We start from the raw sequence: 25,288 nt of genomic DNA, 5'->3' as shown, positions 1-25,288 counted from the left end.
ATCGATTTAATTCGAGACTTTTCATGGTCGGCTTGATGCCGGGAGTTCTGTGATGGCCAGCCAGACATGCGTGGCGCTGATTGCGCACGATCAGAAGAAAGACGACATGGCCGCGTTTGCGCAGGCCAACGAGGCCGTGTTTACCGGCTGGAAAATCGTTGCCACCGGAACCACCGGCGGGCGCGTTCAGGAGGCCTGTCCCAGTCTCAACGTAATCCGGCTGAAGAGCGGCCCGCTTGGTGGCGATCAACAGATCGGCGCGATGATCGCCACAGGCGACGTGCATATGCTGATCTTCTTCGTCGATCCCCTCACCGCCATGCCACATGATGTCGATGTCAAGGCGCTGATGCGGCTTGCCACCGTCTACGATATTCCGATGGCGCTGAACCGGGCGACCGCAGAACGGTTGATCGACTTCAACCAACCCTGATAAAGCTCTTTCCCAGCCTTCAGTCCGCACGATCATAACGGAACCCTTCCATGCCCACGCTCCCAGACACCGACAGCGGCCTTACCTTTCCGATCCTGATCGGCGACATTGGCGGAACCAACGCCCGGTTCGCGCTGCTCATCGACGCCTTTGCCGAGCCGAAGCTGTTTCCAATCATTCCGACGACCAATTACGCCAGCATCGAGGAAGCGCTGCAGACCAGCATTCTCGACAAGACCTCGGTCCAGCCGCGCTCGGCGATCATCGCGGTGGCAGGCCCGGTCAAGGGCGACGACATTCCGCTGACCAATGCCGGCTGGGTGATCAAGCCGAAGGACATGCTGACGGCGCTTTCGCTGGAAGACGTCATCATCATCAACGATTTCGAGGCGCAGGCGCTGGCCATTGCCTCGATCGGTAACGAGGGCCGGGAACAAATCGGTCCCGGCACAATCCTCGAATCCGCCTCATGCGCTGTGCTTGGGCCAGGAACGGGCCTTGGTGTTGCGGGCCTTGTCCATGCGCAGCATACCTGGTTTCCGGTTCCCGGCGAAGGCGGTCATGTGGATGTCGGTCCACGCACCGAGCGCGACTATCAGATATGGCCCTTCCTCGAGCCGATCGAGGGACGCATTTCGGCCGAACAGTTGCTGTGTGGCCGCGGCATCGTGAACATCTACCGCGCCGTCTGCGAATCAAAAGCATGGGAACCGAAGCTTGCCGATCCGGCAGCAGTGACCACCAATGCACTTGCCGGCAGCGACGAGGCGGCGGTGGAGACTATTTCGTTGTTTTCCACCTATCTCGGCCGCGTCGCCGGTGACATGGCGATGATCTTCATGGCGCGTGGAGGCGTGTTCCTCGCCGGCGGCATTTCGCAAAAGATCCTGCCGGCCCTTAAGAAACCGGAATTCCGCCTGGCCTTCGAAGACAAGGCGCCACACTCGGCTCTGCTCAAGACCATCCCGACTTTTGTGGTCACCCACCCGACCGCAGCCCTGTCCGGCCTTGCCGCCTATTCGCGCACGCCGTCGCGCTTCGGTGTGGCAATGGAGGGACGGCGCTGGAGAACTTGAGGCCTCAGCTTAGGCCCAGACTCGCCAAACAGGGATCAAGGTACTATAGAGCCCGGTGAAATAAGGCGCTTCAAAGCGCGCCGGGTTTTAAGGAAACCAGCTTGAAGCAAGCCAAGACAAAGCTCCCCGCAATCGATCGCGAGACCATTACCAGCGTTCTCAAGCGGGTGATCGCTGAAAACGGGCGCGCGCATCTGCGCGGCTATATCTTCGCCATCGCGTGCTTGGCCCTCGTCGCCGCCACGACCGCTTTTACCGCATGGATCATGGAATCCGTCGTCAACGAAGCCTTTGCCAACAAGCGCGCGGACATCGTCCTGTACATCTGCGGTGCAATCTTTCTCGCCTTCGTGCTGCGCGGCTTTGCCACGTATGGTCAGGCCGTGGCGCTCTCGAAGATCGGCAACAATATCGTCGCCAGCTACCAGCGCCGGCTCTATTCGCATCTGATGGCGCTGAGCGTCGGCTACTTCAGCGATACGCGCTCGGCGCGTATTTCCGCCCAGATCAGCCAGAACGTCTCCGGCATCCGCGATGTACTCAACATGACGGTGACGTCGCTTGCCCGCGACTTTCTGACATTGGTGGCGTTGATCGGCGTGATGATCAGCAAGGACTGGCTGCTGACCCTGATCGTTTTCGTCGTCGCACCGCCGTTGCTGATCGGTCTTCGTTACATCTCGCGCCGGTTGCGGCTGGCGACGCGCGAATCGGTGGAGATCAATAGCCACGTACTCGGCGCGATGCAGGAAACCATCCAGGGCATCACCATCGTCAAGGCGTTCACGATGGAAGAGCAGTTGCGGACCAAGGTCGAGACGATTATCGACAGGGCCGAAAACCGAGCAAACCGCATTGCCCGCCTCAGTGAACGCACCGCACCGATGACGGAGACCTTTGCCGGTTTTGCGATTTCCAGTGTGTTGGCCTATGCCGCCTTCCGGGCGATCTACGATGGCGTCCAGCCAGGGGCTTTCTTTGCCTTCATGACGGCGCTGTTGATGGCCTATGATCCCGCCCGGCGCCTGGCGCGACTACAGGTTTCACTGGAGCGCGCCGTCGTCAATGCCCGGATGATCTACGAAATTCTCGATATGGTCCCGCATCAACGCGACCTGCCGGACGCTCGCGACCTGACGCTTGGAGCAGCCGCTATCGAATTCAGGAACGTCCGGTTCTCCTATAACCAGGGCGACGATATCCTCAAGGGTGTCAGCTTCATCGCAGAAGGCGGCAAGACGACGGCGCTTGTCGGGCCATCCGGTGCCGGCAAATCAACCGTCATCAGCCTCATTCCGCGGTTCTACGACCCTTCCGGCGGCGAGATCCTCATCGACGGACAGGACATCGCCCATGTCACCAAGCAGTCGCTGCGCAACGGCCTCGCCTATGTCTCGCAGCAGCCTTATCTGTTCGAAGGATCGATCCGCGACAATATCCGCTATGGCCGCCCCACCGCCACGGATGCAGAAGTCGAGGAGGCTGCGAAACTGGCCTATGCGCATGACTTCATCCGCACACAGCCGCAGGGATACGACACCGCAGTCGGTGAAAACGGTGTGACCCTTTCCGGTGGCCAGCGCCAGCGGCTGTCCATCGCCCGCGCATTGGTGCGCAATGCGCCCATTTTGCTTCTCGACGAGGCAACTTCTGCACTTGATACCGAGTCGGAAGCAGCCGTCCAGAAGGCTCTCGATCACGCCATGAGCGGCCGCACCGTGGTGGTCATCGCTCACCGCCTGTCCACCGTCGTCAATGCCGACAAGATCATCGTCATGAAGGACGGGATCGTTGCCGAGGAAGGCACGCATGAGGCGCTTGCGCAGCGCAGTGACGGCCTTTACGCTCGCCTTCACAATCTGCAAGGCACGGCGGAGTCAGAACCGGTCGCGGATGCCGAAACACTGATCTGAGGAAAATGAGGCAGGCATGAGCGGGACAGACATGAAACTCGTGGTGGTCGGTGCCGCAGGCCGGATGGGCCAGACGCTGATCCGCACCATCCATGCCATGCCGGGCGCGACCGTCTTTGCCGCCGTCGAACGGCCGGGTTCGGCCTTCATCGGCCGCGATGCCGGCGAGATTGCCGGGCTTGGACCGACCGGTGTCATCGTCACCGACAAGCCGCTCGAAGCCTTTGTCGAGGCGGAAGGCGTGCTCGATTTCACCGCGCCTGCCTCCTCGGTGGATTTTGCCGGCCTCGCGGCGCAGGCCCGCATCGTCCATGTCATCGGCACGACCGGTTGCTCATTGGACGATGAGGAAAAATTCAAGGCGGCCGGGCGGCATGCCCGGATCGTCAAATCCGGCAATATGAGCCTCGGCGTCAACCTCCTCGGCGTGCTGACACAGCAGGCGGCCCGCGCACTTGGGCCGGAAAACTGGGACATCGAAATCCTCGAAATGCACCACAAGCACAAGGTCGACGCGCCGTCCGGAACGGCACTGCTGCTTGGCGAAGCAGCCGCCAGAGGCCGCGAGATCGACCTTGCCGAACATTCGGTGCGGGTGCGCGACGGCCATACCGGCGCACGTGTCACTGGCGCCATCGGTTTTGCCACGCTGCGCGGCGGCTCGGTGATCGGCGAGCATTCCGTTATCCTTGCAGGCGAAGGCGAGCAGGTGACATTGTCCCATTCGGCGACCGACCGGGCAATCTTTGCCCGGGGTGCCATTACCGCTGCACTCTGGGCACGCAACCAGAAACCCGGCTTCTACTCCATGCTCGACGTGCTCGGGCTGTCCTGACCCCTAAAACTCCCCGGAGGAACTTCTATGAGCGGCACCCTCGTCCTTGTGCGTCACGGCCAGAGCGACTGGAACCTGAAGAACTTGTTTACCGGCTGGAAGGACCCCGACCTGACGCCGCTTGGCATCGAGGAAGCCAATGCCGGAGGCAAGGCGCTGGCCGATTACGGCATCAAGTTCGACGTCGCCTTCACATCGGTGCTGACGCGCGCCCAGCATACGCTGAAGCTCATCCTCGACAATCTCGGCCAGCCCGATCTGGAAACCATCAAGGACCAGGCGCTGAACGAGCGCGACTACGGCGATCTGTCCGGTCTCAACAAGGACGACGCCCGCGCCAAGTGGGGCGAAGAGCAGGTGCATATCTGGCGCCGCTCCTATGACGTACCGCCGCCAGGTGGCGAAAGCCTGAAGGACACCGGCGCCCGTGTCTGGCCCTATTACATGACCGACATCCTGCCGCGCGTTCTGGCCGGTCAGAAGGTCCTGGTCGCCGCTCACGGCAATTCGCTGCGCTCGCTGCTGATGGTACTCGACCGGCTGGACCGCGAGCAGATCCTCTCGGTCAATCTCGCGACCGGCGTGCCGATGGTCTACAAGCTGAAGGCGGATTCCACCGTCGCTTCCAAGGAAGTTTTGGGCGACATGTCCGGCGCCCATTGAGCGTCTGGATTGATCGAATTCAATGAAAGGGCCGCTTGCGCGGCCCTTTTCACGTCAGACCTTGCCCGCCTCCCAGCCGAGCATCGCCCGCTTGCGGGTGAGGCCCCAGTGATAGCCGGTGAGCGCGCCGCTTTTGCCGAGCGCTCGGTGACAGGGAACGACGAACGAGATCGGGTTGCGGCCGACGGCCGCACCGACGGCCCGTGAGGCGGTGGGCTGGCCGATATCGCAGGCAATGTCGGAATAGGTGACCGCCTTGCCCATCGGGATCTTCAACAGCGATTCCCAGACGCGGATCTGGAAATCGGAGCCGATCAGCACGACGCGCAACGGCTCTTGCGCGCTCCATTCCCTGGCATCGAAAATACGAGCCGCGTAGCCGGCGGTTGATGCGCTGTCCTCGATAAACTGGGCATTCGGCCAGCGGCTGGCCATATCCTCGAAGCTGGCTTTTTCATCGCCGGCATCGTTGAAAGCCAGACCGGCCAAGCCGCGATCGGTAACCATCACCAGCGCCACGCCGAATGGGCAGGGATGGAAACCATATCGAATCGTCAACCCGCCGCCGCGTTGCTTCCACTCGCCCGGCGACATCGCCTCGTGGGTGACGAACAGATCATGCAGACGCGAAGGCCCTGAGAGGCCGAGTTCGAAACTGGTCTCCAAAAGCGGCAGCTCCTCCTGGCGCAGCAGGCGCTTGGCATGATCAAGCGTCACGGCCTGGAGAAACGCCTTTGGCGACAGCCCGGCCCAGCGGGTAAAGGTCTTCTGAAGCTGCGTGGGCGACTGACCGAGATCACTGGCAATGGCGTCGAGAGACGGCTGATCGCGATAATTTTCGGTCAACAGTTCGACGACGCGGCTGACGGTCTCGTAATCGCTGCCGCGCGGCGTGATGTCGGTGGGAATCGATGTCTTGATATCCATCAGCGTATCTCCTTGAGACCAGAGATAAACACTCGAAGCGGGTCATCGCCACCCGATTCTTGTTCTATCGGCGTTTCACCGTCGCCAAGGCACCGGAAAAGGCGGCGGCGAATGTCTCGCGGTCATCGCGGTTGAGGAAAGAGCCGATATCGGTGGTGCGCTGCCGGTCGCTGAGCTGCATCGAGACGATGCCGATTTCTTGATGGCGGGAAATATTGAACCGCGTCCAGAAGGGATTGAACCGGTGCTCGATCATCCGGCCGGCCGGGTTGAATTTGCGCACGGAAACATCGGTGCGCGAAATGCGGATTTCCTCGCGGGCGCGGGCGGAGCGATAATTCAGCCAGAACGCACCGAACAGCAGCAGGAAATCCAGCCCGAAGAAAAAGACGATCGGCCAGGCTCCGATGACGATAAAAACGAAGATATGGACGAGGCTCATCAGGGCAGCGATGAACAGGAAAACCTTGAAACCCTTTATCCCGAGCGAACGATAGGGTGTCAGCTCGGCGGCGAAAACCGGCTGCTCCTCACTCGACATCTCGGCGTTGCCATCGTTCATGGCGAATGACTATAGATGCATCATGAAAAACGTGAAGCCACAATCAGCGGTCAAGCCGGCGAAAACAAAATCCGCGACCACCGGCCGCGCCAAAACAAAGCCGAAGGCGATCTACAGCAGGGAAGAGATCGAGGAGATTTTCCGCCGTTTCTCGATCCAGCGGCCCGAGCCGAAGGGCGAGCTGGAACACGTCAATCCGTTCACGCTGGTTGTTGCGGTGGCACTGTCGGCGCAGGCGACGGATGCCGGCGTCAACAAGGCAACGCGGGCGCTTTTCGCCATTGCCGACACGCCGGAAAAGATGGTTGAGCTCGGCGAGGAGCAGGTTCGCGAACATATCAAGTCTATCGGGCTTTACCGCAACAAGGCCAAGAACGTCATCGCGCTCAGCGAAAAACTGATCGCCGAATTCGGCGGCGAAGTGCCGCGCACCCGCGAGGAACTGATCACCTTGCCCGGCGTTGGCCGCAAGACCGCCAATGTGGTTCTATCCATGGCGTTCGGCCAGGCGACGATGGCAGTCGATACGCATATTTTCCGCATCGCCAACCGGCTATGTCTGGCACCGGGGAAGACCCCGGACGAGATCGAACACCAGCTGATGCAGATCATCCCCGGGCACTATCTCTACCATGCCCATCACTGGCTGATCCTGCACGGGCGCTATTGCTGCAAGGCGCGCAAGCCGGAATGCCAGCGCTGCGTCATTGCCGATATCTGCAAGGCAGCCGAAAAGACCAGCGAGATGCCGGCACCGCTGGTCGAGTTGCCGGCGCAGATCATCTGAGGGAAATGCCGTCAACCAGGGCGGCGATCGCCGCCTCATATTGATCACGCCTGCCGCCGGCCTCGATCGCCAGCGCTGCGCGGTCGAATGCAGCGGAAAGAAGCTGAGCGAATGCGCCCAGCAATACGGGGTCCTTGCCGGTTGCTGCAAACAGATTTGCGAGGCCAGCCTTCAAGCTCCCCTCCGCATGCTCAGCGTCTATGCCCTGCAGACTGTGAAGTCCGAGAATAGCGGGGCCTTCAAGCAGCAGAAGGCGTGTGCGGCCGGGCACAGCCATTGCATCGAAATAGCCACGTGCGCCATCCAGCAGAGCTTCGCGGGCGTTGCTGGATCCGGCGGCTTTTGCCTCGATCTCGACGCCTACCTGGCGGGCTTCGTCAGCGACGACGGCCGCAAACAGCGCCTTCTTATCCTCGAAATGATGATAGAGCGCGCCGCGCGTCACGCCAGCGGCGCTGGCGATCTCAGGGGTCGCCGTATCGGCATAGCCTTTTTCGACGAATAGCCCGCGCGCCGCCGCCATCAGGGCGAGGCGCATGCTATCGGTCCGATCCTTGTTGCTACGTCGCATTTTCCGCCTTTACATACAATCTGAATGTATGTTAATTACAAAAACATACAGAATGTATGATAATTTCGCACGGAGGAAAAGCCATGAAAATCACCAGCTACTATCCCGTCATCATGACCGGCGACGTTCAGGGCACGGCCGAATTCTATATCCGGCATTTCGGCTTCAAAGCGCTGTTTACGGCTGACTGGTATATGCACCTGCAATCAACTGAGAACGAGCATGTGACCCTGGCCATTCTCGACGGCAGTCACGAGACAATCCCGCAAAGTGGACGCGGGACCGTTTGCGGGCTTCTGCTCAATTTCGAGGTCGAGGATCCGGATGCAGTCTATGCGCAATTCCAGGCCGCGGGCCTGCCGATCCTTCTAACGCTGCGCGATGAGAATTTCGGCCAGCGGCATTTCATCACCGCCGATCCCAACGGCGTGCTGATCGACGTGATCAAGCCGATCTCGCCAACGGCCGAATTTGCGGCGCAGTATAATGCGTCCGTGCTGCCGGCCTGATCACGCTTAGGCCGTCGGTCTACGCTCCGTCAGCGAATAAAGGAGCGCCGAGACCGGCAGTGCCAAGCCGAGCATCGAGGCGGCCCACCAGCCGCCTTGCGCATAAAGCCAGCCACCAAGCGCCGAGCCGACGGCACCACCGGCAAAGAACGTCGCCATGTAAAGCCCGTTCAAGCGACTGCGATATTCGGCGCCGAGCATGAAGATGGCGCGCTGGCCCATAACCAGATTGGTCACGACGCCAAAATCCAGGAGGATGGCGGCGAAGGTGAGAAGGCCGAGTGCCCACAGTGACCCGGCCGGCGCGATATGGGTGATGAGGAAGGCCGCCGCGACGGAGATCATCGACAGGCGCGTTGCCGGAAAACTCCAGCCCTTGTCTGCAAGACGCCCGCTAATGGGTGCGGCGATGGCACCCGCGGCACCGGCCAACGCGAACAGCGCGATCTGCCCCTGCGACATGCCGAATTCCGGCCCGGACAGCAGCAACGGCGTTGTCGTCCAGAACAGGCTGAAGGCAGCGAACATGAAGGCGTGATACAGCGAGCGGCGGCGCAGGATCGGCGTGGTTGCGACCAACCGCCCCATCGAAGCCAGCAGCGCGCCGTAGCTCAATCCCGTCTGCGGAATGCGCGGCGGCAGGGCGCGCCCCAGCACTGCGGCCAAAATGACCAGCACTGTTGCCGAGATGAAGAAGACCATATGCCACGGCAGGAACTCGGCGATGAAGCTTGAGGCCGGACGCGCCAGCATGATGCCGACCATCAGGCCGCTCATGACATTGCCGACAGCCTGTCCGCGATGTGCCTCCGGTGCCATATGCGCCGCATAAGGCACGATGATCTGGATGGCGACGGAGCCTAGCCCGATGAAAAACACCGAGGCCAAAAACGGCAGCGGCTTCGAGGCGAGCCCGGCGCCGATGACCGCAACTGTTCCCAGCGCCATCACCGAAAGAATCAGCTTGCGATTTTCGAAGAGATCGCCCAGAGGCACGATCAGCAGAAGGCCGAGGCCATAACCGATCTGCGTCAGCGTCACAATTAATCCTGCCGCTCCGGGAGAAAGACCCAGCGACGCGCTGATCGGGCCAATCAAAGGCTGCGCGTAATAGAGGTTGGCAGCGATCAGGCCGCAGGAAGCGGCCAGAAGGAACATCATCGACGATGACATGGCTTTGGATTCTTGAGCCTTGGATTCGGAAGTTTTGGGTTCTGGGGTTTTGGGTTCTGATGCAATTTCACCCCGGCATGCGATACTGGTCACGGTCGTCTCCAAAGTCCAAATTCAAAAAATCAAAACGGTCAGCCCAACAGCTTCATCGCCACATCGGTAACCGCCATCATCTCAGGGCGGCTGCGGCCGGTTTTCCCGACGATGCGCATGCCCTGCAGCAGGCAAAGCAGTGCGCGGGCGGCATCCGCGGCATCGACACTGGTGGATACGGATCCATCCGACTGGCCCAGCAGAATGCAATTCTTCATGATCGCTTCGTTGCTGGCGTGGGCGACATCGACGCGCTCTGCAGCAACCGGATCCGATGCGGCCAGTTCCGCCGCAGTCGCAACGACGAGACAACCACGCTGGCCGAGCTCGCCATGTGCTGCCTCGGCATAAAACTGCAGCGCGGCTTTGATCTTGTCGCGGCCGAGCGGAATGGGCGTAATCGCCGCCATGAGCTTCGTGTTGCGCAAAACACGGTAGCGGTCGAACGCAGCGAGCAGGATGCCGCGCTTGTCCTTGAAGGCCTTGTAAATGCTGCCGGGCGTCAACCGCATCGCATCCGAAAGATCGCTGATGGACGTGCCGTGGTAACCGCGAACCGAGAAAACATCGATGGCGCGCTCCAGGGCCGCATCTGTGTCGAACTCCCGGGGCCGACCGCGCGGGCGTTGGTTCTGTGGTGTTTCTGCATTGGTTTCCATGCAGGCCGTATAGGAAACGATCGCTTCCTATATCAAGTAAAATTTCCGTGTAGACGCTCTTTTTCGCTTTCCACTTCCAAACTGCTGGAAATCCGCTATTACCGGACACCGACTGACACAAACATTCCAGGCGGTTCCGGATGACAAAATTCGACGTGCTCACGATCGGCAATGCGATTGTGGATATCATTGCGCGCTGCGACGACGCATTCCTGGTCCACAACGGCATCATCAAGAGCGCGATGAACCTGATCGATGCCGACAGGGCAGAACTGCTCTATTCGCGCATGGGACCGGCACTCGAAGCGTCCGGCGGCAGCGCCGGCAATACCGCTGCGGGCGTTGCCAATCTCGGCGGCCGGGCCGCCTATTTCGGCAAGGTGGCCAACGACCAGCTGGGCGAGATCTTCACCCATGACATCCGTGCCCAAGGTGTGCATTTCGAGACCAAGCCGCTCGATGATCTTCCGCCGACCGCCCGCTCGATGATCTTCGTCACCGAGGACGGCGAACGCTCGATGAACACCTATCTCGGCGCCTGCGTCGAACTCGGACCAGATGATGTCGAGCCGTCGGTGGTTGCAGACGCGGCGGTCACCTATTTCGAAGGCTATCTGTGGGACCCGCCGCTCGCCAAGGACGCCATCCGCGAATGCGCCCGCATAGCCCATGAGAATGGCCGTGAAGTGGCGATGACGCTGTCCGACAGCTTCTGCGTCCATCGCTACCGGGCAGAATTCCTCGACCTGATGCGCTCCGGCACCGTCGACATCGTCTTTGCAAACCGCGCCGAGGCCCTGGCGCTATACGAGACGGAAGACTTCGAGCAGGCGCTGTCGATGATCTCGAAAGATTGCAAGCTGGCCGCCGTGACGTTGAGCGAGGAAGGCTCGATCATCGTCAAGGGTGACGAGCGGGTCAAAGTCGAGGCGACGACGGTCAGCCGCGTTGTCGATACGACAGGTGCGGGCGATCTCTACGCCGCCGGTTTCCTGCATGGTTATACGACGGGTCGGTCATTGGCCGACTGCGGCAAGCTCGGCAGCCTTGCGGCTGGCATCGTCATCGAGCAGATCGGCCCGCGTCCGATGATCTCGCTCTCTGCAGCAGCAAAGGAAGCCGGTCTGCTCTGACCGGTTTGCCGTCGCACAACCCCTACTTGAAGGCTTCGCCCGGATACGCGCCCCAGATTTCGCCCTGAGAAATCCAGCCATCGGTGCCTTGCGCTTCGGCGCGGCACCATTCGCCGTTGCACTCGCCGACATGAACGACGACGCCCGGCTCGATCCGTGCGACGATGGCGCCGCCCGATTGCGGGTCGCGCCGCATGTTGACGAAGACGCCCTCGCCCTTGCCACGCATCCATGGGGCAGCAACGGCCGTCCGGTCGCCGGACAGCAGCGCCTGGTTGACCCAGCCCTCGGTGCCATCGGCATCGCGGATCTTGCGCCAATTGTCATATTCCTGGGTCACTTCGACCGGCACGCCCGACTTGAGATAACGCCAGGCAACGGCATAATCGACACTCGGGCCAACGCGAAGATTGACGCTCTTGGATTTCAGGCTGACGAAGCGGGGCAATGGCAGCCCGCTGGCACCCTTGGCCGCCTGGGCAAAAGCCGGTGCTGCCTCGATTGCGACGAGTGACAACGTGACTGCGGTGGCGAAAGCGAGCCTGGAAAGGAACTGACGCATGACAAAATCCATTTTCCAAAAAAATTCAGAAGCTTGCAGCTAAATCTCTGACCGACCCCGTCGAAGACCAGCAAATCGTCTGGGAACATCTCGAGTTTTGTTTGTCTTCCCCACCGGGTCTGGTAGAAAATGGAACTGCAGGGAGAACGATCACTCATCTTGGTTAAAAACCCGTCAACAAGGCGAAGCAGGCAGCAATGACCGCGAAGAAAAAACCCAAGGTCTACATCACCCGCAAACTGCCCGATGTCGTCGAGACGCGCATGCGCGAACTGTTCGACGCTGAGCTCAACATCGACGACACGCCGCGCACGCAGCCCGAACTGGTGGCAGCCGTGAAGCGGGCCGACGTGCTTGTTCCGACCCTTACCGACCGGATTGACGCCGCACTGATCGAACAGGCCGGACCGCAGCTGAAACTAATCGCCAGCTTTTCCAACGGCGTCGATCATATCGATGTCGATGCCGCCGCGCGCCATGGCATAACTGTGACCAACACGCCGAACGTGTTGACCGAAGACACCGCCGACATGACGCTGGCACTCATCCTCGCCGTTCCGCGCCGGCTGACGGAAGGGGCCAATATCCTGACCGACCGCAAGGGCGAATGGGCCGGCTGGTCACCGACCTGGATGCTCGGGCGCCGTATTTCCGGCAAGCGCATCGGCATTGTCGGCATGGGCCGGATCGGCACTGCCGTCGCTCGACGCGCCAAGGCTTTCGGGTTGTCGATCCATTACCACAATCGCCATCGCGTCAGCACCGAGACCGAGGAAAAACTGGAGGCGACCTATTGGGATAGCCTCGACCAGATGCTCGCCCGCGTCGATATCGTTTCGGTCAATTGTCCGTCGACACCAGCGACCTACCACCTGCTTTCGGCACGACGGCTGGCGCTGATGCAGCCGACCAGCTACATCGTCAATACGGCCCGCGGCAGCATCGTCGATGAAGTCGCGCTGATCAAATGCCTGCGCGAAGGCAAGATTGCCGGCGCCGGGCTCGACGTGTTCGAGAACGAACCGGCCGTCAACCCGAAGCTCGTCAAGCTTGCCAGCGAAGGCAAGGTGGTGCTCTTGCCGCACATGAGTTCGGCAACGCTTGAGGGCCGCATCGACATGGGCGACAAGGTGGTGATCAATATCCGCACCTTCTTTGACGGCCACCGCCCGCCGGATCGTGTCCTGCCCGGCCGCGATTGATCCCTCAGAGCGTCTTGCGCATCTCGACGAAGGTCGGACGGTCAAAACCGGGATGGCAGCCTTCCGCAGTCCGCAGAAAACCCCAACTGGCGAAAATGCGGTGGTTTTCGACCAGCTCGATCCGCGTTTCGAGGCGCAGGCAGGACAGCCCATAATCAGCCGCATAGCCCTCGGCCGCCTGCAGCAATAGCCGCCCGACACCCTTGCCTTGCGCATCCGGGGCGACGGCAAGCTTTCCGATATAGAGACAATCCGGCGGCTCCGGCTTGCAGAAGATACAGCCCAGCAATTGACCGTTCTCGATAGCTGTATAGGCTTTCTCAACCCTCGCCTTTTCCATCAGCAACGGTAGGGTCAGCAGGAGTGCAGACGATGGCGGATCGATGCGGGGCTGCATAAAGGCGAACGAAGCAAGGATGAGCGCCCTCAGCGCGTCCCAATCGCCGAACGTTTCATCGATCGGGACGGGGTTCACCGCGTTCTCCGGCTGTATTTGATGGTCTCGAACCGTGCGGCGAGCCCGTCATACATCAGCAGGCGGCCAATGAGTGGCTCACCAGCGCCGGTGATGACCTTGATGACTTCCATAGCCTGCAATGTACCGAGAACGCCGGTCAGCGCGCCAACGATACCGGCTTCGGCGCAGGAGGGCACGACACCCGGCGGCGGCGGTTCGGAAAAGAGATCGCGATAGCCCGGATTCTGGCGGCCATCGGCCGCCTTCTTCCACGGCTGGAGAACAGTCAGCGCCCCATCGAAGCGGCCGACGGCGGCCGTCACCAGGGTGATCTCCAGACGTTCGGCCGTATCGGCGGCGAGATAGCGGGTGGTGAAATTGTCGGAGCCATCGACAACAATGTCATAGGCGGAAAACAAGGTGTCAGCATTGGCCGCCTCCAGCCGCTCCACATGCCGAATTACATCCACATGCGGATTGATCCGCTGGAGTGCATCCGTGGCGCTGTCGGCCTTGGTACGGCCGATATCGGGGGTGCCATGGATGACCTGACGCTGCAGGTTCGACAGCGAAACAGTATCGTCATCGACGATAGCCAGCGTGCCGACACCGGCGGCGGCGAGATACTGCAGGACCGGCGCACCAAGGCCACCGGCACCGATGACCAGCACCCGAGCCGCCTTCAGCGCCTGCTGCCCGGCCCCACCGATTTCCGGCAGGATGATGTGGCGGGCATAGCGCTGGATTTCTTCGGAATTCAGAGGTTGTTTACTCATGATGCCGAACTCTCACCCGGAAACGGTCCCGTTGGCAACGGTGAGATAACGCGCCCTGTCACCAAGGGCTGAAAACATCGACTGGTCCGTGCCGGTCATGAAGGCCTGACCGCCGAGATCGTCGACCAGATCAAATAGCGCCGCCCGCCTGCCTTCGTCGAGATGGGCGGCGATCTCATCGAGCAGCAATACCGGCGCATGGCCGGTCATATTGCCGACCAGGCGGGCATGCGCGAGGATCAGGCCGACCAGTAGCGCCTTCTGTTCGCCGGTCGAGCAGCGTGCGGCTTCCATGTTCTTGGCACGGTGCCGGATCAACAGATCGCTGCGGTGGGGGCCATCGAGCGTGCGGCCGGCTGCGGCATCGCGGTAACGGCCAACCCTCATCATTTCCAGATATTGCTCTTCCAGATCGAAGGCCGGGCGATGCCATTCGCCGTCGAGAAAACCGGAGAGCGCCAGGTCAGCGGCCGGGAACACGCCGCCCTCGTGATTGCGATCCACCAGCCCCGCCAACAGACCGAGCATTTCCTGCCGCGCTAGGGCCATCGAGATGCCAAGCTCTGCCATCTGGCGCTCAAGGCCCGTCAACCAGACCGGATCCGGCCGCCCTTCCGACAAAAGCTTGTTGCGGCTGCGCATGGCGCGCTCGTAATCGGTGGCGCGGCGGCCGTGTTCCGGATCGAGCGACAGGACCAGCCGGTCGAGGAACCGGCGACGGTCGCCCGAGCCCCCTGTGAACAAACCATCCATGGCCGGCGTAAGCCAGAGCACGCGCAGATGATCGAGAAGTTCATCGACCGTCTTGACCGTCGTTCCGTTCAACCGAAGGCGGCGTGTCTGGCCTTCCTCAGCGCCTGCCGTGCCCGTGCCGATCTCGACCGGGCCGTCCATGCCCTCAAGCTCTGCAAACACGGAGAAGCCGGTCTCGGCCCCGACCCGCGCCACGTCGGCATAGGCGGCACGGCGCAGCCCGCGCCCCGGCGATAGGAAGGAAACGGCTTCCATCAAATTGGTCTTGCCCGCACCGTTCTCGCCAGTCAGCACCACATGGCGGGTGTCGAGATCGAGCGATAGTCCCGCATAATTGCGAAAATCACTGAGCTTCAGACGGGAAAGAGAAACCTTGTGCGGCATGGGGAATCCGGTTTGCGTTGGGGTGAGAGCTAAGCCGAGAGGACGCCGATGGCAAGGCGGAACATCGGTTAGCGTCACGTCCGAGGCCATGGCGCCGCAGATCACCGGGATGTGACAGAAAAATTACCGCAGCGCACACATGCCTGATTGCGCAGATGCGAATACTCAAATAAGATTGCTTATCTTATGTATGCTAACGATATGGCACTCACTCCATGAACCTTACCCCTACCCTGGGTTTTCTGCTTCACGACGTAGCCCGCCTGCTGCGCAAGCGCTTCGAGCAACGCGCGAAACACATGGGCCTGACACGCTCGCAATGGCAGACGATCGCCTATTTGGCACGCAACGAAGGCATCCATCAGAGCGGTCTTGCCGAGCTCCTGGAAATCGAACCGATTACCCTGATGCGGGTGCTCGACAAGCTTGCCGAGCGCGGCTTCATCGAACGGCGACGCCACGAGACCGACCGCCGCATCTCGCTTCTCTACACAACCGAGCTGGCAAGGGGGCTTTTGTCCGATATGCGCGCCATCGGCGACGCAACGCGTTCCGAAGCCTTGCAAGACATTCCAGATGAGGACCGTGAAAAACTCGTCGCCATTCTCGACCTGATGAAATCCAACCTCCTGCAGGCCTGCCGCGCGCCGGCCGATAAAGAAACCCACCATGGCTGACTCCCTCCGCGTACCCGCCAATGCCAATGTCACAACCCCCGAAACATCAGAAGCTGTGATAGCCGAAGCAAAGATCAACACCGCACCTCCGGCATCTGCCGATCCTGCCCCTGCCGCCGGCATCGTTCGCCGCCGCCGCAGCCTGAAGCGGCCGATCCTGTTTGCACTGCTGCCGATCGCGCTGATTGCCGGCGGCTACTTCCATGTGACCGGCGGCCAGATCATGGAAACCGACAACGCCTATCTGCAGGCGGACATGGTCGGCGTTTCGACCGATGTTGCCGGTACCGTTGCCACCGTCAATGTGCACGAGAATGAAACGGTCAAGGCCGGACAGGTTCTATTCCAGTTGAAGCCGGATTCGTTCCGCATTGCCTTGGAAGGGGCTGAGGCCAAGCTCGCCGCCTCCCGCAACGAACTTTTGAACCTCAAGGCGAGCTATGCCCAGACCTTGGCGCAGATTGCCCAGGTCGACGCCGACATTCCCTATTACCAGACGGCTTTCGACCGCCAGCAGACCCTGATCACCAATGCCGCCGCATCGCACGCGACCTATGACCAGGCCAAGCACGATCTCGATGCCGCCAAGCAGAAGGTGACTGTGGCCAAGGCCCAGGCCGAAACGACGCTGGCCCAGCTGGGCGGCGATGCCAATCAGCCGATCGAGCGAAACCCGCTCTATCTCGAAGCCAAATCGGCCGTGGACGACGCGCAGCGCCAGTTGGACGACACGACGGTGCGGGCGCCGTTTGACGGCGTGGTCACAAACGTCAACGCGCTGCAACCCGGCAGCTATCTGGAGGCCGCACAGCAGGCCTTCTCGCTGGTCTCGACGAAGAACATGTGGATCGCGGCCAATCCGAAGGAAACCGAGCTTACCTATGTGAAGCCGGGCCAGCCGGTGACCATCACCGTCGATACCTATCCGGGCGTCCAATGGAAGGGCAAGGTCGCCAGCGTCAGCCCGGCCTCCGGCGCCAGCTTCGCGCTGCTGCCGGCACAGAACACCTCCGGCAACTGGGTAAAGGTGGTGCAGCGCATTCCGATGCGGGTGACGATCGACGACACCGCCGGCAAGCCGCCGCTGCGTGTCGGCATGAGTACGCTGGTCGCCGTCGATACCGGCCGTGCGCGCGGAATGCCGGACATGATCCAGAAACTTCTTGGCCATTCGACCGCCCACGCCCAAGAGTAACGGCCATGAGCAGCTTAGCCTCTGCCGCCACGACCCCCGTCGCCAATCGCGGCGCCATCACCGCCTGCATCATCCTTGCGGTAATCATGCAGGCGCTGGACACGACCATCGCCAATGTGGCGCTGCCCTATATCCAGGGCAGCGTGGCGGCGAGCGCGGACCAGATCAACTGGGTGCTGACTTCCTACATAGTCGCCGCCGCGATCATGACGCCGCCATCCGGATTCCTGGCGGCGAAGTTCGGCCGCAAGCGCGTTCTGCTGGTGGCGATCGTCGGCTTCGTCGCGGCTTCCGTGCTTTGCGGCCTCGCCCAATCGCTGCCACAGATCGTCGGTTTCCGCCTGCTGCAGGGCCTGTTCGGCGCAGCCCTCGTGCCCCTGTCACAGGGCATCCTGCTTGACATCTATTCGGTCGAGGAACGCGGATCGGCGATGGCGCTGTTTGGCGTCTCGGTGATGGTCGGCCCGGTGCTCGGCCCGGTCATTGGCGGCTGGCTGACGGAAAATATCAGCTGGCGGTGGGTGTTCTACATCAACGTTCCGATCGGTGTGCTGGCCTTTGCCGGCATCAGCGTCTTCGTCAAGGAAACCAAGCTGGACACGCAGGCAAAACTCGACTGGTTCGGCTTCGGTATGCTCAGCCTCGGCATCGCCTCGCTGCAGCTTTTCCTCGACCGGGGCGGCCAGCTCGACTGGTTTTCCTCCGGCGAAATCCTGATCGAGGCCATCGTCTGCGCCAGCGCCTTCTATCTGCTGGTCATCCATACGCTGACGACGGAAAAGTCCTTCATCAATCCGCGCCTGTTTCTCGACCAGAATTTTGCCGTCAGCATGCTGTTCATTTTCGTCGTCGGCGTCACCTATCTGGCTTCGCTGGCGCTGATGACACCTTATCTTCAATCGCTGATGGGCTATCCCGTCGTCACCGCCGGCATCGTCATGGGGCCGCGCGGGCTGGGAACAATGGTCTGCATGTTTGTGGTCGGCCGTCTGATCGGCAAGGTCGATACCCGCATCCTGCTGTTCATCGGATTGGCGATCACCGCCTGGGCGATGTACGACATGATCGGCTGGACGCCGAATGTCTCGCAATGGACGATCATCTCCGTCGGTTTCATCCAGGGCGCCGGGCTCGGATTCCTGTTCGTGCCGCTGACGACGATCGCCTTTGCAACACTGCCCGCTGAAATGCGCGGCGACGGCACCGGGCTCTACAATCTCTCTCGCAATATCGGCTCCAGTGTCGGCATCGCTGTCGTCTCCGCGTTGCTGATTGAAAACACCCAGATCAATCATGCGTCGATCGCTGCCTATGTCACCCCGTTCAACCATGCCTTCCAGGCACCGGCGGCCGCGGGGCTCGATCCGATGACTGCCGTCGGGCGTGCTTCGCTCGACAATATCGTCACGCTGCAGGCGACGATCATCGCCTATATGGACGACTTCAAGCTGCTGATGATCATGTCGCTGGCGGTGATGCCGCTCGTCTTTCTGCTGCGCAAGCCGAAGGCTCCGCCGGCAATCGACCACAGCGCGGTGATGGAATAGGCGACGTTAACGCCGGTCGAGCTCCGGATAATAGCGGAAGATGCCCTGTTCGTTGAAGGCAAGCCGCCGTTCCGAGGTCAGATAGGCCTTGATCCGCGGTAACTCGCGAACCTGCGCATTCAGCGTAACGAGGAGCGGATAGTCGGGTTCCACCGCCGTCATCGCGGCTGGAAAAGCGTAACGCAATCCCTCGACGAGGTGGAACAGCGACAAATCGACATAGGTCAGTGTTTCGCCCAAGGCATGTACCTGCCCTTGGTTGGTCTTCGCCAGCTGCCCTTCGAAATAGCCAAGGAATTTCGGCAGCCGTTCCTCGCGAAAATTCTCGGCCCGCCGCAACGCTTCGTCCTTCTGATCCTCGTAATGGAGCGACACGCCGATCGGATGATGGACGTCGTGGATTTCAGCAACGAAATCGGTGATGCTGAGTTGCAGCCCATGCGCGGTTATCCGCCCAGCCTCGTCTTCAGGCGCGAGACCCAGCCGATTACCCAGATAAAGCAGGATATTGGCCGCGTGGGAGATGACGAGGTCTCCATCCTTCAGGAAAGGCGGGGCAAGCGGCGTAACGCCCGTCGTTCTGGTCTTCATCATCACAATCATCCGCGCCATGCCGCCGTCATTTCGGGCGACATCGATGTAGTCCGCACCCGCCTGTTCCAGCGCCAGACGAACGAACTCACCCCGGCCGGGGATGCCGTCCCAATAATAGAGTTCGTAGGTCATGGCGCACCTTTCGCGTTAGGATACAGCGTAGCTGCAGGACCGGCCGCAGACAAAAAAGCCGGAGGCATCGCTGCCTCCGGCTAATATATATTGCGGATTGTCTGTTCTGCCAGCCGCCGATTGCGGCGCTTACTCGATGTCGAAGAAATCCTTCATGCGGGAGAAGAAGCCCGCCGATTCCGGATTGTTTTCCTTCGACGACAGCTCCTCGAACTCCTTCAGCAGCTCACGCTGGCGCTTGGTCAGCTTCTGCGGCGTCTCGATCTGGATCTGGATATAGAGATCACCCATCTGGCTGGAGCGCAGCACCGGCATCCCCTTGGCCTTTAGGCGGAACTGCTTGCCAGCCTGTGTGCCTTCCGGCACCGAAACCCGCGACTTGGTGCCATCAAGCGTCGCCACATCGAACTTGCCGCCAAGGGCTGCCGTCGTCATCGAGATCGGCACGCTGCAATAAAGATCGGCGCCGTCGCGCTGATAGAACTCATGCGGCTTTACCGACAGGAAAATATAGAGATCGCCGGAAGGCCCGCCACGCAAGCCGGCTTCGCCCTCGCCGGACAGGCGGATGCGGGTGCCGTCCTCGATGCCGGCCGGGATATTGACCGAGAGCGAGCGTTCTTCGGTGATACGGCCCTGGCCGTGGCATTTGCCGCAGGGGTCGGCAATCGTCTGGCCGCGGCCCTGACAGGTCGGGCAGGTGCGCTCGATCGAGAAGAAGCCCTGGGCGGCACGCACGCGGCCGGAACCCTGGCAGGTGGCGCAGGTGGTCGGCTTGGTGCCGGGCTTGGCACCCGAGCCGGTACAGACATCGCAGGTGATCGAGGTCGGCACACGGATCTGCGCCGTCTTGCCGGCATAGGCCTCTTCGAGCGAGATTTCCATATTGTAGCGCAGATCGGCACCACGCTCGCGGCCGCCAGACGAGCGCCGCTGCCGGCCGCCGCCCATCATCTCGCCAAAGATGTCTTCGAAAATATCGGAGAACCCGCCGGCACCACCGCCCATGCCAGCGCCGCCGCCGCCCATGCCGCCCTGTTCGAACGCTGCGTGACCGTAGCGGTCATAGGCTGCCCGTTTCTGCGGGTCCTTGAGCATCTCGTAGGCTAGGCTGATCTCCTTGAACGTCTTTTCAGCTTCCGCATCGCCAGGGTTCTTATCCGGATGATACTTCATTGCGAGTTTGCGGAAAGCGCTCTTGAGCTCCTTCTCGTCTGCTGTTTTCGCAACGCCGAGCGTTTCGTAAAGATCACGTTTCATACTTGCAGAATGTCCTGTTGAATAGGCGCGTCGAAACCGGCTGCCCGGCGGTCGCCAAATTTCCTTGCAACAGGATTTAGTAAACCTTCAAGCGGGATACCATAGGCAATACACTATCTCGGCCGCTTTTTCTCGGAAAAGCATTGAATCAGGCTCTCTCACCTTCGTTCCGTGCCTTTGGGCAACATCGATTCGGGGCAGAAACGGATTTGATTCCGTACCGGAACGGCTTCTTGGCATTGGGTCACGCATCGTCCCGGCCGCAATCCAGAAATTTTATGAAATAGACGGATGCCTTGGCAGCCCCGTGAGGATCGACAAAATGGTGAGGAACAACACCGATTTCCCGCCAGCCCAAACGGCGATAAAGCCGTTCCCCGGCCCCACCCAAAACCGTATCGAGAATAAGGAGCGAACGCACTAGCCGCACAGCTTCCGTCTCTACAGCCAACATCAGCGCGGTACCGACACCTCTACCCTGGAAATCACGGTGGACGAGCAATTTGAAAATCTCCGCCCGATGCGGAGCATTCGGTTCCGGGGACAGATATAGCTGGACCATTCCGACGATCTGTCCGTCGATCGTGGCGCAGAAAAGCAATCGTTCTTGTTCGGCAATGGCGTTGAAAACACTCAGCCAATAGGCCTCTGACTGCTCGCGGCTGAAGGGCAGGACAAATTCGACGACCGCGCCATCTTCGACGCTTTGGACGAGTATCGTTGCAAGCCGGTCCAGATTCTGCGCCGCATACGCCCTATCGACAATCGAGATTTCCATTTCGCCCCTCAACTGGCTATACAGCTGCCGCAGTGTGACCTGGAAGGCTTTGGCGTTCAACGGGTCGCCGTGGGGCCGTGTTCATAACCGAAAACAAAAAACCCGGAGCTTTGCGGCTCCGGGCTATCTGATGGATATTTGAAAAAGACTTATGCGGACTTCTTACGGTCGTCCTCGTCTTTGACTTCTTCATAGTCGGCATCGACGATGTCGCTATCGCGGGCTGCATCGGCCTCTGCATCCGCATGGGCCGTTTCAGTCTGCTGCGATTCGTACATCGCCTGGCCAAGCTTCATCGAAGCTTCGAGAAGCGTCTGGGTCTTGGTCTTGATGTCTTCAGCATCCGGCTCGGAGGCTTCGACGGAGGTCTTCAGAGACGCGATCGCATCGGAGATCGCGGTGCGCTCGGCTTCGGTGACCTTGTCGCCGAATTCCTTCAGCGACTTTTCCGACGAATGGATCAGGCTTTCGGCCTGGTTCTTCGCTTCGACGCCTTCACGGCGCTTCTTGTCGCTTTCGGCATTCGCCTCGGCATCCTTGACCATCTTCTCGATATCGGCGTCGGACAAACCGCCCGATGCCTGGATCCGGATCTGATGTTCCTTGCCGGTGCCCTTGTCCTTGGCCGAAACCTGCACGATGCCGTTGGCGTCGATATCGAAGGTGACTTCGATCTGCGGAACGCCACGCGGTGCCGGTGGAATGCCGACCAGGTCGAACTGGCCAAGCAGCTTATTGTCCTGGGCCATTTCGCGCTCGCCTTGGCTGACGCGGATGGTCACGGCATTCTGGCTGTCTTCGGCCGTCGAGAAGGTCTGCGACTTCTTCGTCGGGATCGTCGTGTTGCGTTCGATCAGGCGGGTGAACACGCCACCCAGTGTTTCGATGCCGAGCGACAGCGGGGTCACGTCGAGAAGCAGAACGTCCTTGACGTCGCCCTGCAGAACGCCGGCCTGGATCGCGGCGCCCATGGCAACCACTTCATCCGGGTTGACGCCCTTGTGCGGCTCCTTGCCGAACAGCTGCTTGACGATTTCCTGTACCTTCGGCATGCGGCTCATGCCGCCGACCAGAACGACTTCGTCGATCTCGGCTGCGGTGACGCCGGCATCCTTGAGGGCTGCCTTGCACGGTGCAACGGTGCGCTGAACCAGCTCGTCAACCAGGCTTTCGAACTTGGCGCGCGACAGCTTCATCGTCAGGTGCTTCGGACCGGTGGCATCCGCCGTGATGAACGGCAGGTTGATTTCGGTCTGCTGCGACGAGGACAGTTCGATCTTGGCCTTTTCGGCAGCTTCCTTGAGGCGCTGCAGAGCCAGCTTGTCGTTCTTCAGGTCGATGCCCTGATCCTTCTTGAACTCGGCTGCAAGATATTCGACCAGACGCATGTCGAAGTCTTCGCCGCCGAGGAAGGTGTCGCCGTTGGTCGACTTCACTTCGAAGACGCCGTCGCCGATTTCCAGAACCGAGATATCGAACGTACCGCCACCCAAGTCGTAAACGGCGATGGTCTTGCCGTCCTTCTTGTCAAGGCCGTAAGCAAGAGCTGCTGCGGTCGGCTCGTTGATGATGCGGAGCACTTCAAGACCAGCGATGCGGCCGGCATCCTTGGTTGCCTGGCGCTGCGCGTCGTTGAAGTAAGCCGGAACGGTGATAACGGCCTGCGTGACCTTTTCACCGAGATAGGATTCTGCGGTTTCCTTCATCTTCTGAAGGATCATGGCGGAGATCTGCGACGGGGAATAACCCTTGCCCTGCGCTTCGACCCATGCGTCGCCATTGTCGCCCTTGACGATCTTGTAAGGAACGAGGGCCTTGTCCTTTTCGACGAACTTGTCGTCGTAACGGCGGCCGATCAGGCGCTTGACGGCAAACAGCGTGTTTTCCGGGTTGGTGACGGCCTGACGCTTGGCCGGCTGGCCGGTCAGACGCTCGCCATCGTCGTTGAATGCAACGATCGACGGCGTGGTGCGTGCACCTTCCGCATTCTCAATGACCTTCGCGTCCTTGCCGTCCATGACGGAGACGCAGGAGTTGGTCGTTCCCAAGTCGATACCGATTACTTTAGCCATGTCGTTCTCTCCTTGCAGCGGACTGTCAGAACCCGGTCAGGCATTCATGCGACAGCCCCTAACGGGATGGTCTGTGGAATATTCGCAGCGAAAACTGCGGTGATGGGGCGTATATAAGGACCAGTGTTTCGGACTGCAAGGCATGACCACGCCACGAAGCCGAGGAAATCAACGTCTATTATGACGAAGCATCGCGCGTCGTTACCGAAATCAGCAATCCTCTCTAGGAAGGCGATTGCGGTTCTCGCTCCAGAACGCGGGGACGTCCAGCAGGCATGGCAGTGTCGACGTGATCGTCTGCTGCGGGAAAATCATCGCATGTTCATTGGGTTGACCGGGATATAATTGTTTCGCAGGCTTTTTCCAGCCTGAATTTATCCCCGTCGCCTCTACACCCCGCACAATTGTCCGACTGAATTGAAAAGCGGATGGCGTGGCCAATGATTTCGACAGACCCGGCAGACTTGAGCATGCGAAAACTCAGCTACCGGCAGGCGGCGATGGCCGTCGAAATTCGAGCGCTGACCTTATGCCTGGAATGGAAAGCCGGTTTTCGCCCCGAGCAGCCGCGGGTGCCAGCCGGCAATCCCGATGGCGGGCAATGGGCCGGAGACGGTTCCGACAGCCGGCCGATCCGCGTCAACCGCCGCGGGCCTCGTGGCGCGGGACAAGTCCGCATTCTCGACAGATGGCAGCCCGTCACGCCTGGGCAGGAAGCGCGGCTGGCGGTCAGTATTGGCCGGATGCAGGAAGCGCGTTACGCGCCGTTCAAAGACGTGACCCGAACTGGCGGCCGACCCCGCAAGCCTACGAGACGGTCGAGGGGCTGATACGGGCCAATGAATCCGTAACACAGGAGGCGATGCTCCGCGCGCTCCAGTTGCGACTGCCGCGGACCGGCATCGGACCCTATGCAAAAGAGTGGCTTGCGGCGCCAGCAACCAACAGGCGGCTTAACAGGGCGGAGCAAGCGGAAATCGATCGCATCGGCCGTACCTACGGATGCCACTGGTGTGGTATAAAGTCACCGGGAACCTGGAGTGGTCATTTTATCGGCGACCATCAGATCCCGAGGTCGGTAGGCAGACCAAGCAGAATTTATCCGCACTGCTTGTGGTGTAGCAGTTCACAAGGCGGGCTTTTATCAAAAGGGAGATTTTGACGCCATGACCGTGCAACATTTGTCGATCGCCCCGGAATATGTAAGCTTTTACGTCGCAGGCCGCCGGAACGTTGATATTCCGTTGCATATGGATAGAAGAGGCATTCTGTCTTCAAAGGACTGCGTCAACATCCCCGCTCTCTATTGGAACGACGGAGACACGCACGTGACACTCGGACCAGCCTCGGAGATCCCGCACATTGGGGAACCTGACTTCGACGGCCTTCTGAATACTCCCAATCTGGAGTTCATCCTATTCGATGCGAACGAGCCGCAATTCGCCATCGTGCAGGTGCCGTCCGCAAAAACGCGCATCCGTGTCTGGATCGATCACCCCACAGAGCCACAAAATGTGGTTATCGCTTGGGGGTAGACCAAGATGGCACAGCGAACAGATGCGGTG

The 25,288-nt window shown here is 60.6% G+C and carries 27 protein-coding genes; 14 read left to right on the top strand and 13 right to left on the bottom strand.

Annotated features, from left to right (window positions below; genetic code table 11):
• Window positions 1-52 precede the first annotated feature (52 nt).
• The 5 genes from ACP7BS_RS18725 (at window position 53) to ACP7BS_RS18705 (ending at window position 4,920) form a co-directional block, all read left to right on the top strand.
• Window positions 53-433, top strand: a complete 381-nt coding sequence (locus ACP7BS_RS18725; RefSeq protein WP_426239320.1) for a methylglyoxal synthase — start codon at window positions 53-55, stop codon at window positions 431-433.
• Between the two features lie 50 nt (window positions 434-483).
• The gene (locus ACP7BS_RS18720) at window positions 484-1,509 is read left to right on the top strand and encodes a glucokinase (protein ID WP_426239319.1); all 1,026 of its coding nucleotides are present in this window, start codon (window positions 484-486) and stop codon (window positions 1,507-1,509) included.
• A 101-nt stretch (window positions 1,510-1,610) separates the two neighbouring features.
• Entirely contained in the window at window positions 1,611-3,422 is a 1,812-nt protein-coding gene (locus tag ACP7BS_RS18715; protein WP_426230855.1) for an ABC transporter ATP-binding protein, read from the top strand.
• Between the two features lie 16 nt (window positions 3,423-3,438).
• Window positions 3,439-4,257 (top strand): 4-hydroxy-tetrahydrodipicolinate reductase, encoded by an 819-nt coding sequence (dapB, locus tag ACP7BS_RS18710; RefSeq protein ID WP_426239318.1) that lies wholly within the window; start codon window positions 3,439-3,441, stop codon window positions 4,255-4,257.
• A 27-nt stretch (window positions 4,258-4,284) separates the two neighbouring features.
• On the top strand, window positions 4,285-4,920 hold the full coding sequence (locus ACP7BS_RS18705; RefSeq protein WP_426239317.1) for a 2,3-bisphosphoglycerate-dependent phosphoglycerate mutase: 636 nt from the start codon (window positions 4,285-4,287) through the stop codon (window positions 4,918-4,920).
• Between the two features lie 54 nt (window positions 4,921-4,974).
• Here the strand turns inward: ACP7BS_RS18705 and ACP7BS_RS18700 are convergent, their stop codons facing one another.
• Window positions 4,975-5,847: a methylated-DNA--[protein]-cysteine S-methyltransferase gene (locus tag ACP7BS_RS18700; protein ID WP_426239316.1), complete on the bottom strand. Its 873-nt coding sequence runs from the start codon at window positions 5,845-5,847 to the stop codon at window positions 4,975-4,977.
• A gap of 64 nt (window positions 5,848-5,911) precedes the next feature.
• Window positions 5,912-6,409, bottom strand: a complete 498-nt coding sequence (locus ACP7BS_RS18695; protein ID WP_426239315.1) for a DUF2244 domain-containing protein — start codon at window positions 6,407-6,409, stop codon at window positions 5,912-5,914.
• A 22-nt stretch (window positions 6,410-6,431) separates the two neighbouring features.
• Between ACP7BS_RS18695 and nth the strand changes: the two genes are divergently transcribed.
• Complete coding sequence (gene nth, locus ACP7BS_RS18690; protein ID WP_426239314.1) at window positions 6,432-7,196, top strand: endonuclease III; 765 nt, start codon at window positions 6,432-6,434, stop codon at window positions 7,194-7,196.
• Here the strand turns inward: nth and ACP7BS_RS18685 are convergent.
• Complete coding sequence (locus ACP7BS_RS18685; RefSeq protein WP_426239313.1) at window positions 7,189-7,767, bottom strand: TetR/AcrR family transcriptional regulator; 579 nt, start codon at window positions 7,765-7,767, stop codon at window positions 7,189-7,191. The two genes, nth and ACP7BS_RS18685, sit on opposite strands and share 8 nt — an antisense overlap.
• A gap of 83 nt (window positions 7,768-7,850) precedes the next feature.
• Between ACP7BS_RS18685 and ACP7BS_RS18680 the strand changes: the two genes are divergently transcribed.
• Window positions 7,851-8,276 carry a VOC family protein gene (locus tag ACP7BS_RS18680; RefSeq protein WP_426239312.1) on the top strand — a complete coding sequence of 142 codons (426 nt, stop codon included), beginning with the start codon at window positions 7,851-7,853 and terminating at the stop codon, window positions 8,274-8,276.
• A 6-nt stretch (window positions 8,277-8,282) separates the two neighbouring features.
• Here the strand turns inward: ACP7BS_RS18680 and ACP7BS_RS18675 are convergent, their stop codons facing one another.
• Window positions 8,283-9,449, bottom strand: coding sequence for an MFS transporter (locus ACP7BS_RS18675; RefSeq protein WP_426239311.1), 1,167 nt, complete (start codon window positions 9,447-9,449; stop codon window positions 8,283-8,285).
• Window positions 9,450-9,580: 131 nt separating this feature from the next.
• Window positions 9,581-10,201, bottom strand: a complete 621-nt coding sequence (locus tag ACP7BS_RS18670; protein ID WP_426239310.1) for a TetR/AcrR family transcriptional regulator — start codon at window positions 10,199-10,201, stop codon at window positions 9,581-9,583.
• 140 nt (window positions 10,202-10,341) lie between these two features.
• Between ACP7BS_RS18670 and ACP7BS_RS18665 the strand changes: the two genes are divergently transcribed.
• Window positions 10,342-11,334, top strand: a complete 993-nt coding sequence (locus ACP7BS_RS18665) for an adenosine kinase (RefSeq protein ID WP_426239309.1) — start codon at window positions 10,342-10,344, stop codon at window positions 11,332-11,334.
• Between the two features lie 22 nt (window positions 11,335-11,356).
• Here ACP7BS_RS18665 and ACP7BS_RS18660 read toward each other — a convergent pair whose 3' ends face one another.
• Window positions 11,357-11,896 carry an SH3 domain-containing protein gene (locus tag ACP7BS_RS18660; protein ID WP_426230845.1) on the bottom strand — a complete coding sequence of 180 codons (540 nt, stop codon included), beginning with the start codon at window positions 11,894-11,896 and terminating at the stop codon, window positions 11,357-11,359.
• A gap of 197 nt (window positions 11,897-12,093) precedes the next feature.
• Here ACP7BS_RS18660 and ACP7BS_RS18655 point away from each other — a divergent pair, with 197 nt between their 5' ends.
• Window positions 12,094-13,098: a 2-hydroxyacid dehydrogenase gene (locus tag ACP7BS_RS18655; RefSeq protein ID WP_426230844.1), complete on the top strand. Its 1,005-nt coding sequence runs from the start codon at window positions 12,094-12,096 to the stop codon at window positions 13,096-13,098.
• Between the two features lie 4 nt (window positions 13,099-13,102).
• Here ACP7BS_RS18655 and ACP7BS_RS18650 read toward each other — a convergent pair whose 3' ends face one another.
• Genes ACP7BS_RS18650 through recF form a run of 3 tightly spaced genes read right to left on the bottom strand, consistent with a single transcriptional unit; the run spans window position 13,103 to window position 15,468 of the window.
• Window positions 13,103-13,573: a GNAT family N-acetyltransferase gene (locus ACP7BS_RS18650; RefSeq protein WP_426239308.1), complete on the bottom strand. Its 471-nt coding sequence runs from the start codon at window positions 13,571-13,573 to the stop codon at window positions 13,103-13,105.
• On the bottom strand, window positions 13,570-14,331 hold the full coding sequence (locus tag ACP7BS_RS18645; protein ID WP_426239307.1) for a molybdopterin-synthase adenylyltransferase MoeB: 762 nt from the start codon (window positions 14,329-14,331) through the stop codon (window positions 13,570-13,572). The genes ACP7BS_RS18650 and ACP7BS_RS18645 overlap by 4 nt, the downstream gene beginning before the upstream one ends.
• Window positions 14,332-14,343: 12 nt before the next feature.
• Window positions 14,344-15,468: a DNA replication/repair protein RecF gene (recF, locus tag ACP7BS_RS18640; protein WP_426239306.1), complete on the bottom strand. Its 1,125-nt coding sequence runs from the start codon at window positions 15,466-15,468 to the stop codon at window positions 14,344-14,346.
• A gap of 215 nt (window positions 15,469-15,683) precedes the next feature.
• On the opposite strand from recF, the gene ACP7BS_RS18635 reads away from it, so the two are divergent.
• From ACP7BS_RS18635 to ACP7BS_RS18625, 3 genes are read left to right on the top strand one after another with little or no spacing between them, the layout of a single operon-like run.
• Window positions 15,684-16,145: a MarR family winged helix-turn-helix transcriptional regulator gene (locus ACP7BS_RS18635; RefSeq protein WP_426239305.1), complete on the top strand. Its 462-nt coding sequence runs from the start codon at window positions 15,684-15,686 to the stop codon at window positions 16,143-16,145.
• A complete protein-coding gene (locus tag ACP7BS_RS18630) occupies window positions 16,138-17,340 on the top strand; it encodes an HlyD family secretion protein (RefSeq protein ID WP_426239304.1) in 1,203 nt (400 codons plus the stop codon). The genes ACP7BS_RS18635 and ACP7BS_RS18630 overlap by 8 nt, the downstream gene beginning before the upstream one ends.
• A gap of 5 nt (window positions 17,341-17,345) precedes the next feature.
• On the top strand, window positions 17,346-18,887 hold the full coding sequence (locus tag ACP7BS_RS18625) for a DHA2 family efflux MFS transporter permease subunit (RefSeq protein WP_426239303.1): 1,542 nt from the start codon (window positions 17,346-17,348) through the stop codon (window positions 18,885-18,887).
• A gap of 6 nt (window positions 18,888-18,893) precedes the next feature.
• Here the strand turns inward: ACP7BS_RS18625 and ACP7BS_RS18620 are convergent, their stop codons facing one another.
• From ACP7BS_RS18620 to dnaK, 4 genes are all read right to left on the bottom strand, one after another.
• Complete coding sequence (locus ACP7BS_RS18620) at window positions 18,894-19,613, bottom strand: glutathione S-transferase (RefSeq protein ID WP_426239302.1); 720 nt, start codon at window positions 19,611-19,613, stop codon at window positions 18,894-18,896.
• 129 nt (window positions 19,614-19,742) lie between these two features.
• Window positions 19,743-20,873, bottom strand: coding sequence for a molecular chaperone DnaJ (gene dnaJ / locus ACP7BS_RS18615; RefSeq protein WP_426239301.1), 1,131 nt, complete (start codon window positions 20,871-20,873; stop codon window positions 19,743-19,745).
• Window positions 20,874-21,117: 244 nt separating this feature from the next.
• A complete protein-coding gene (locus ACP7BS_RS18610; RefSeq protein ID WP_426239300.1) occupies window positions 21,118-21,711 on the bottom strand; it encodes a GNAT family N-acetyltransferase in 594 nt (197 codons plus the stop codon).
• A gap of 89 nt (window positions 21,712-21,800) precedes the next feature.
• A complete protein-coding gene (dnaK, locus tag ACP7BS_RS18605; protein WP_426230835.1) occupies window positions 21,801-23,723 on the bottom strand; it encodes a molecular chaperone DnaK in 1,923 nt (640 codons plus the stop codon).
• Window positions 23,724-24,163: 440 nt separating this feature from the next.
• On the opposite strand from dnaK, the gene ACP7BS_RS18600 reads away from it, so the two are divergent.
• Window positions 24,164-24,553, top strand: a complete 390-nt coding sequence (locus tag ACP7BS_RS18600; protein WP_426239299.1) for a hypothetical protein — start codon at window positions 24,164-24,166, stop codon at window positions 24,551-24,553.
• Between the two features lie 336 nt (window positions 24,554-24,889).
• Window positions 24,890-25,258: a hypothetical protein gene (locus ACP7BS_RS18595; protein WP_426239298.1), complete on the top strand. Its 369-nt coding sequence runs from the start codon at window positions 24,890-24,892 to the stop codon at window positions 25,256-25,258.
• Window positions 25,259-25,288: the final 30 nt, after the last annotated feature.

The sequence above is a fragment of the Pararhizobium sp. DWP1-1-3 genome (assembly GCF_049896125.1).
Classification (GTDB): Bacteria; Pseudomonadota; Alphaproteobacteria; order Rhizobiales; family Rhizobiaceae; genus Pararhizobium.
The sequence above is the reverse complement of the archived record's forward strand: the minus strand, read 5'-3'. Positions and strand labels throughout refer to the sequence as shown.

Excerpts from the sequence above, each read along its gene's own strand:
- ACP7BS_RS18725 (WP_426239320.1), top strand. The coding sequence starts at position 53 with ATGGCCAGCCAGACATGCGTGGCGCTGATTGCGCACGATCAGAAGAAA.
- ACP7BS_RS18720 (WP_426239319.1), top strand. The coding sequence starts at position 484 with ATGCCCACGCTCCCAGACACCGACAGCGGCCTTACCTTTCCGATCCTG.
- dapB (WP_426239318.1), top strand. The coding sequence starts at position 3,439 with ATGAGCGGGACAGACATGAAACTCGTGGTGGTCGGTGCCGCAGGCCGG.
- ACP7BS_RS18705 (WP_426239317.1), top strand. The coding sequence starts at position 4,285 with ATGAGCGGCACCCTCGTCCTTGTGCGTCACGGCCAGAGCGACTGGAAC.
- ACP7BS_RS18700 (WP_426239316.1), bottom strand. The coding sequence starts at position 5,847 with ATGGATATCAAGACATCGATTCCCACCGACATCACGCCGCGCGGCAGC.
- ACP7BS_RS18695 (WP_426239315.1), bottom strand. The coding sequence starts at position 6,409 with ATGAACGATGGCAACGCCGAGATGTCGAGTGAGGAGCAGCCGGTTTTC.
- nth (WP_426239314.1), top strand. The coding sequence starts at position 6,432 with ATGAAAAACGTGAAGCCACAATCAGCGGTCAAGCCGGCGAAAACAAAA.
- ACP7BS_RS18685 (WP_426239313.1), bottom strand. The coding sequence starts at position 7,767 with ATGCGACGTAGCAACAAGGATCGGACCGATAGCATGCGCCTCGCCCTG.
- ACP7BS_RS18680 (WP_426239312.1), top strand. The coding sequence starts at position 7,851 with ATGAAAATCACCAGCTACTATCCCGTCATCATGACCGGCGACGTTCAG.
- ACP7BS_RS18675 (WP_426239311.1), bottom strand. The coding sequence starts at position 9,449 with ATGTCATCGTCGATGATGTTCCTTCTGGCCGCTTCCTGCGGCCTGATC.
- ACP7BS_RS18670 (WP_426239310.1), bottom strand. The coding sequence starts at position 10,201 with ATGGAAACCAATGCAGAAACACCACAGAACCAACGCCCGCGCGGTCGG.
- ACP7BS_RS18665 (WP_426239309.1), top strand. The coding sequence starts at position 10,342 with ATGACAAAATTCGACGTGCTCACGATCGGCAATGCGATTGTGGATATC.
- ACP7BS_RS18660 (WP_426230845.1), bottom strand. The coding sequence starts at position 11,896 with ATGCGTCAGTTCCTTTCCAGGCTCGCTTTCGCCACCGCAGTCACGTTG.
- ACP7BS_RS18655 (WP_426230844.1), top strand. The coding sequence starts at position 12,094 with ATGACCGCGAAGAAAAAACCCAAGGTCTACATCACCCGCAAACTGCCC.
- ACP7BS_RS18645 (WP_426239307.1), bottom strand. The coding sequence starts at position 14,331 with ATGAGTAAACAACCTCTGAATTCCGAAGAAATCCAGCGCTATGCCCGC.
- recF (WP_426239306.1), bottom strand. The coding sequence starts at position 15,468 with ATGCCGCACAAGGTTTCTCTTTCCCGTCTGAAGCTCAGTGATTTTCGC.
- ACP7BS_RS18635 (WP_426239305.1), top strand. The coding sequence starts at position 15,684 with ATGAACCTTACCCCTACCCTGGGTTTTCTGCTTCACGACGTAGCCCGC.
- ACP7BS_RS18630 (WP_426239304.1), top strand. The coding sequence starts at position 16,138 with ATGGCTGACTCCCTCCGCGTACCCGCCAATGCCAATGTCACAACCCCC.
- ACP7BS_RS18625 (WP_426239303.1), top strand. The coding sequence starts at position 17,346 with ATGAGCAGCTTAGCCTCTGCCGCCACGACCCCCGTCGCCAATCGCGGC.
- ACP7BS_RS18620 (WP_426239302.1), bottom strand. The coding sequence starts at position 19,613 with ATGACCTACGAACTCTATTATTGGGACGGCATCCCCGGCCGGGGTGAG.
- dnaJ (WP_426239301.1), bottom strand. The coding sequence starts at position 20,873 with ATGAAACGTGATCTTTACGAAACGCTCGGCGTTGCGAAAACAGCAGAC.
- dnaK (WP_426230835.1), bottom strand. The coding sequence starts at position 23,723 with ATGGCTAAAGTAATCGGTATCGACTTGGGAACGACCAACTCCTGCGTC.
- ACP7BS_RS18600 (WP_426239299.1), top strand. The coding sequence starts at position 24,164 with ATGATTTCGACAGACCCGGCAGACTTGAGCATGCGAAAACTCAGCTAC.
- ACP7BS_RS18595 (WP_426239298.1), top strand. The coding sequence starts at position 24,890 with ATGACCGTGCAACATTTGTCGATCGCCCCGGAATATGTAAGCTTTTAC.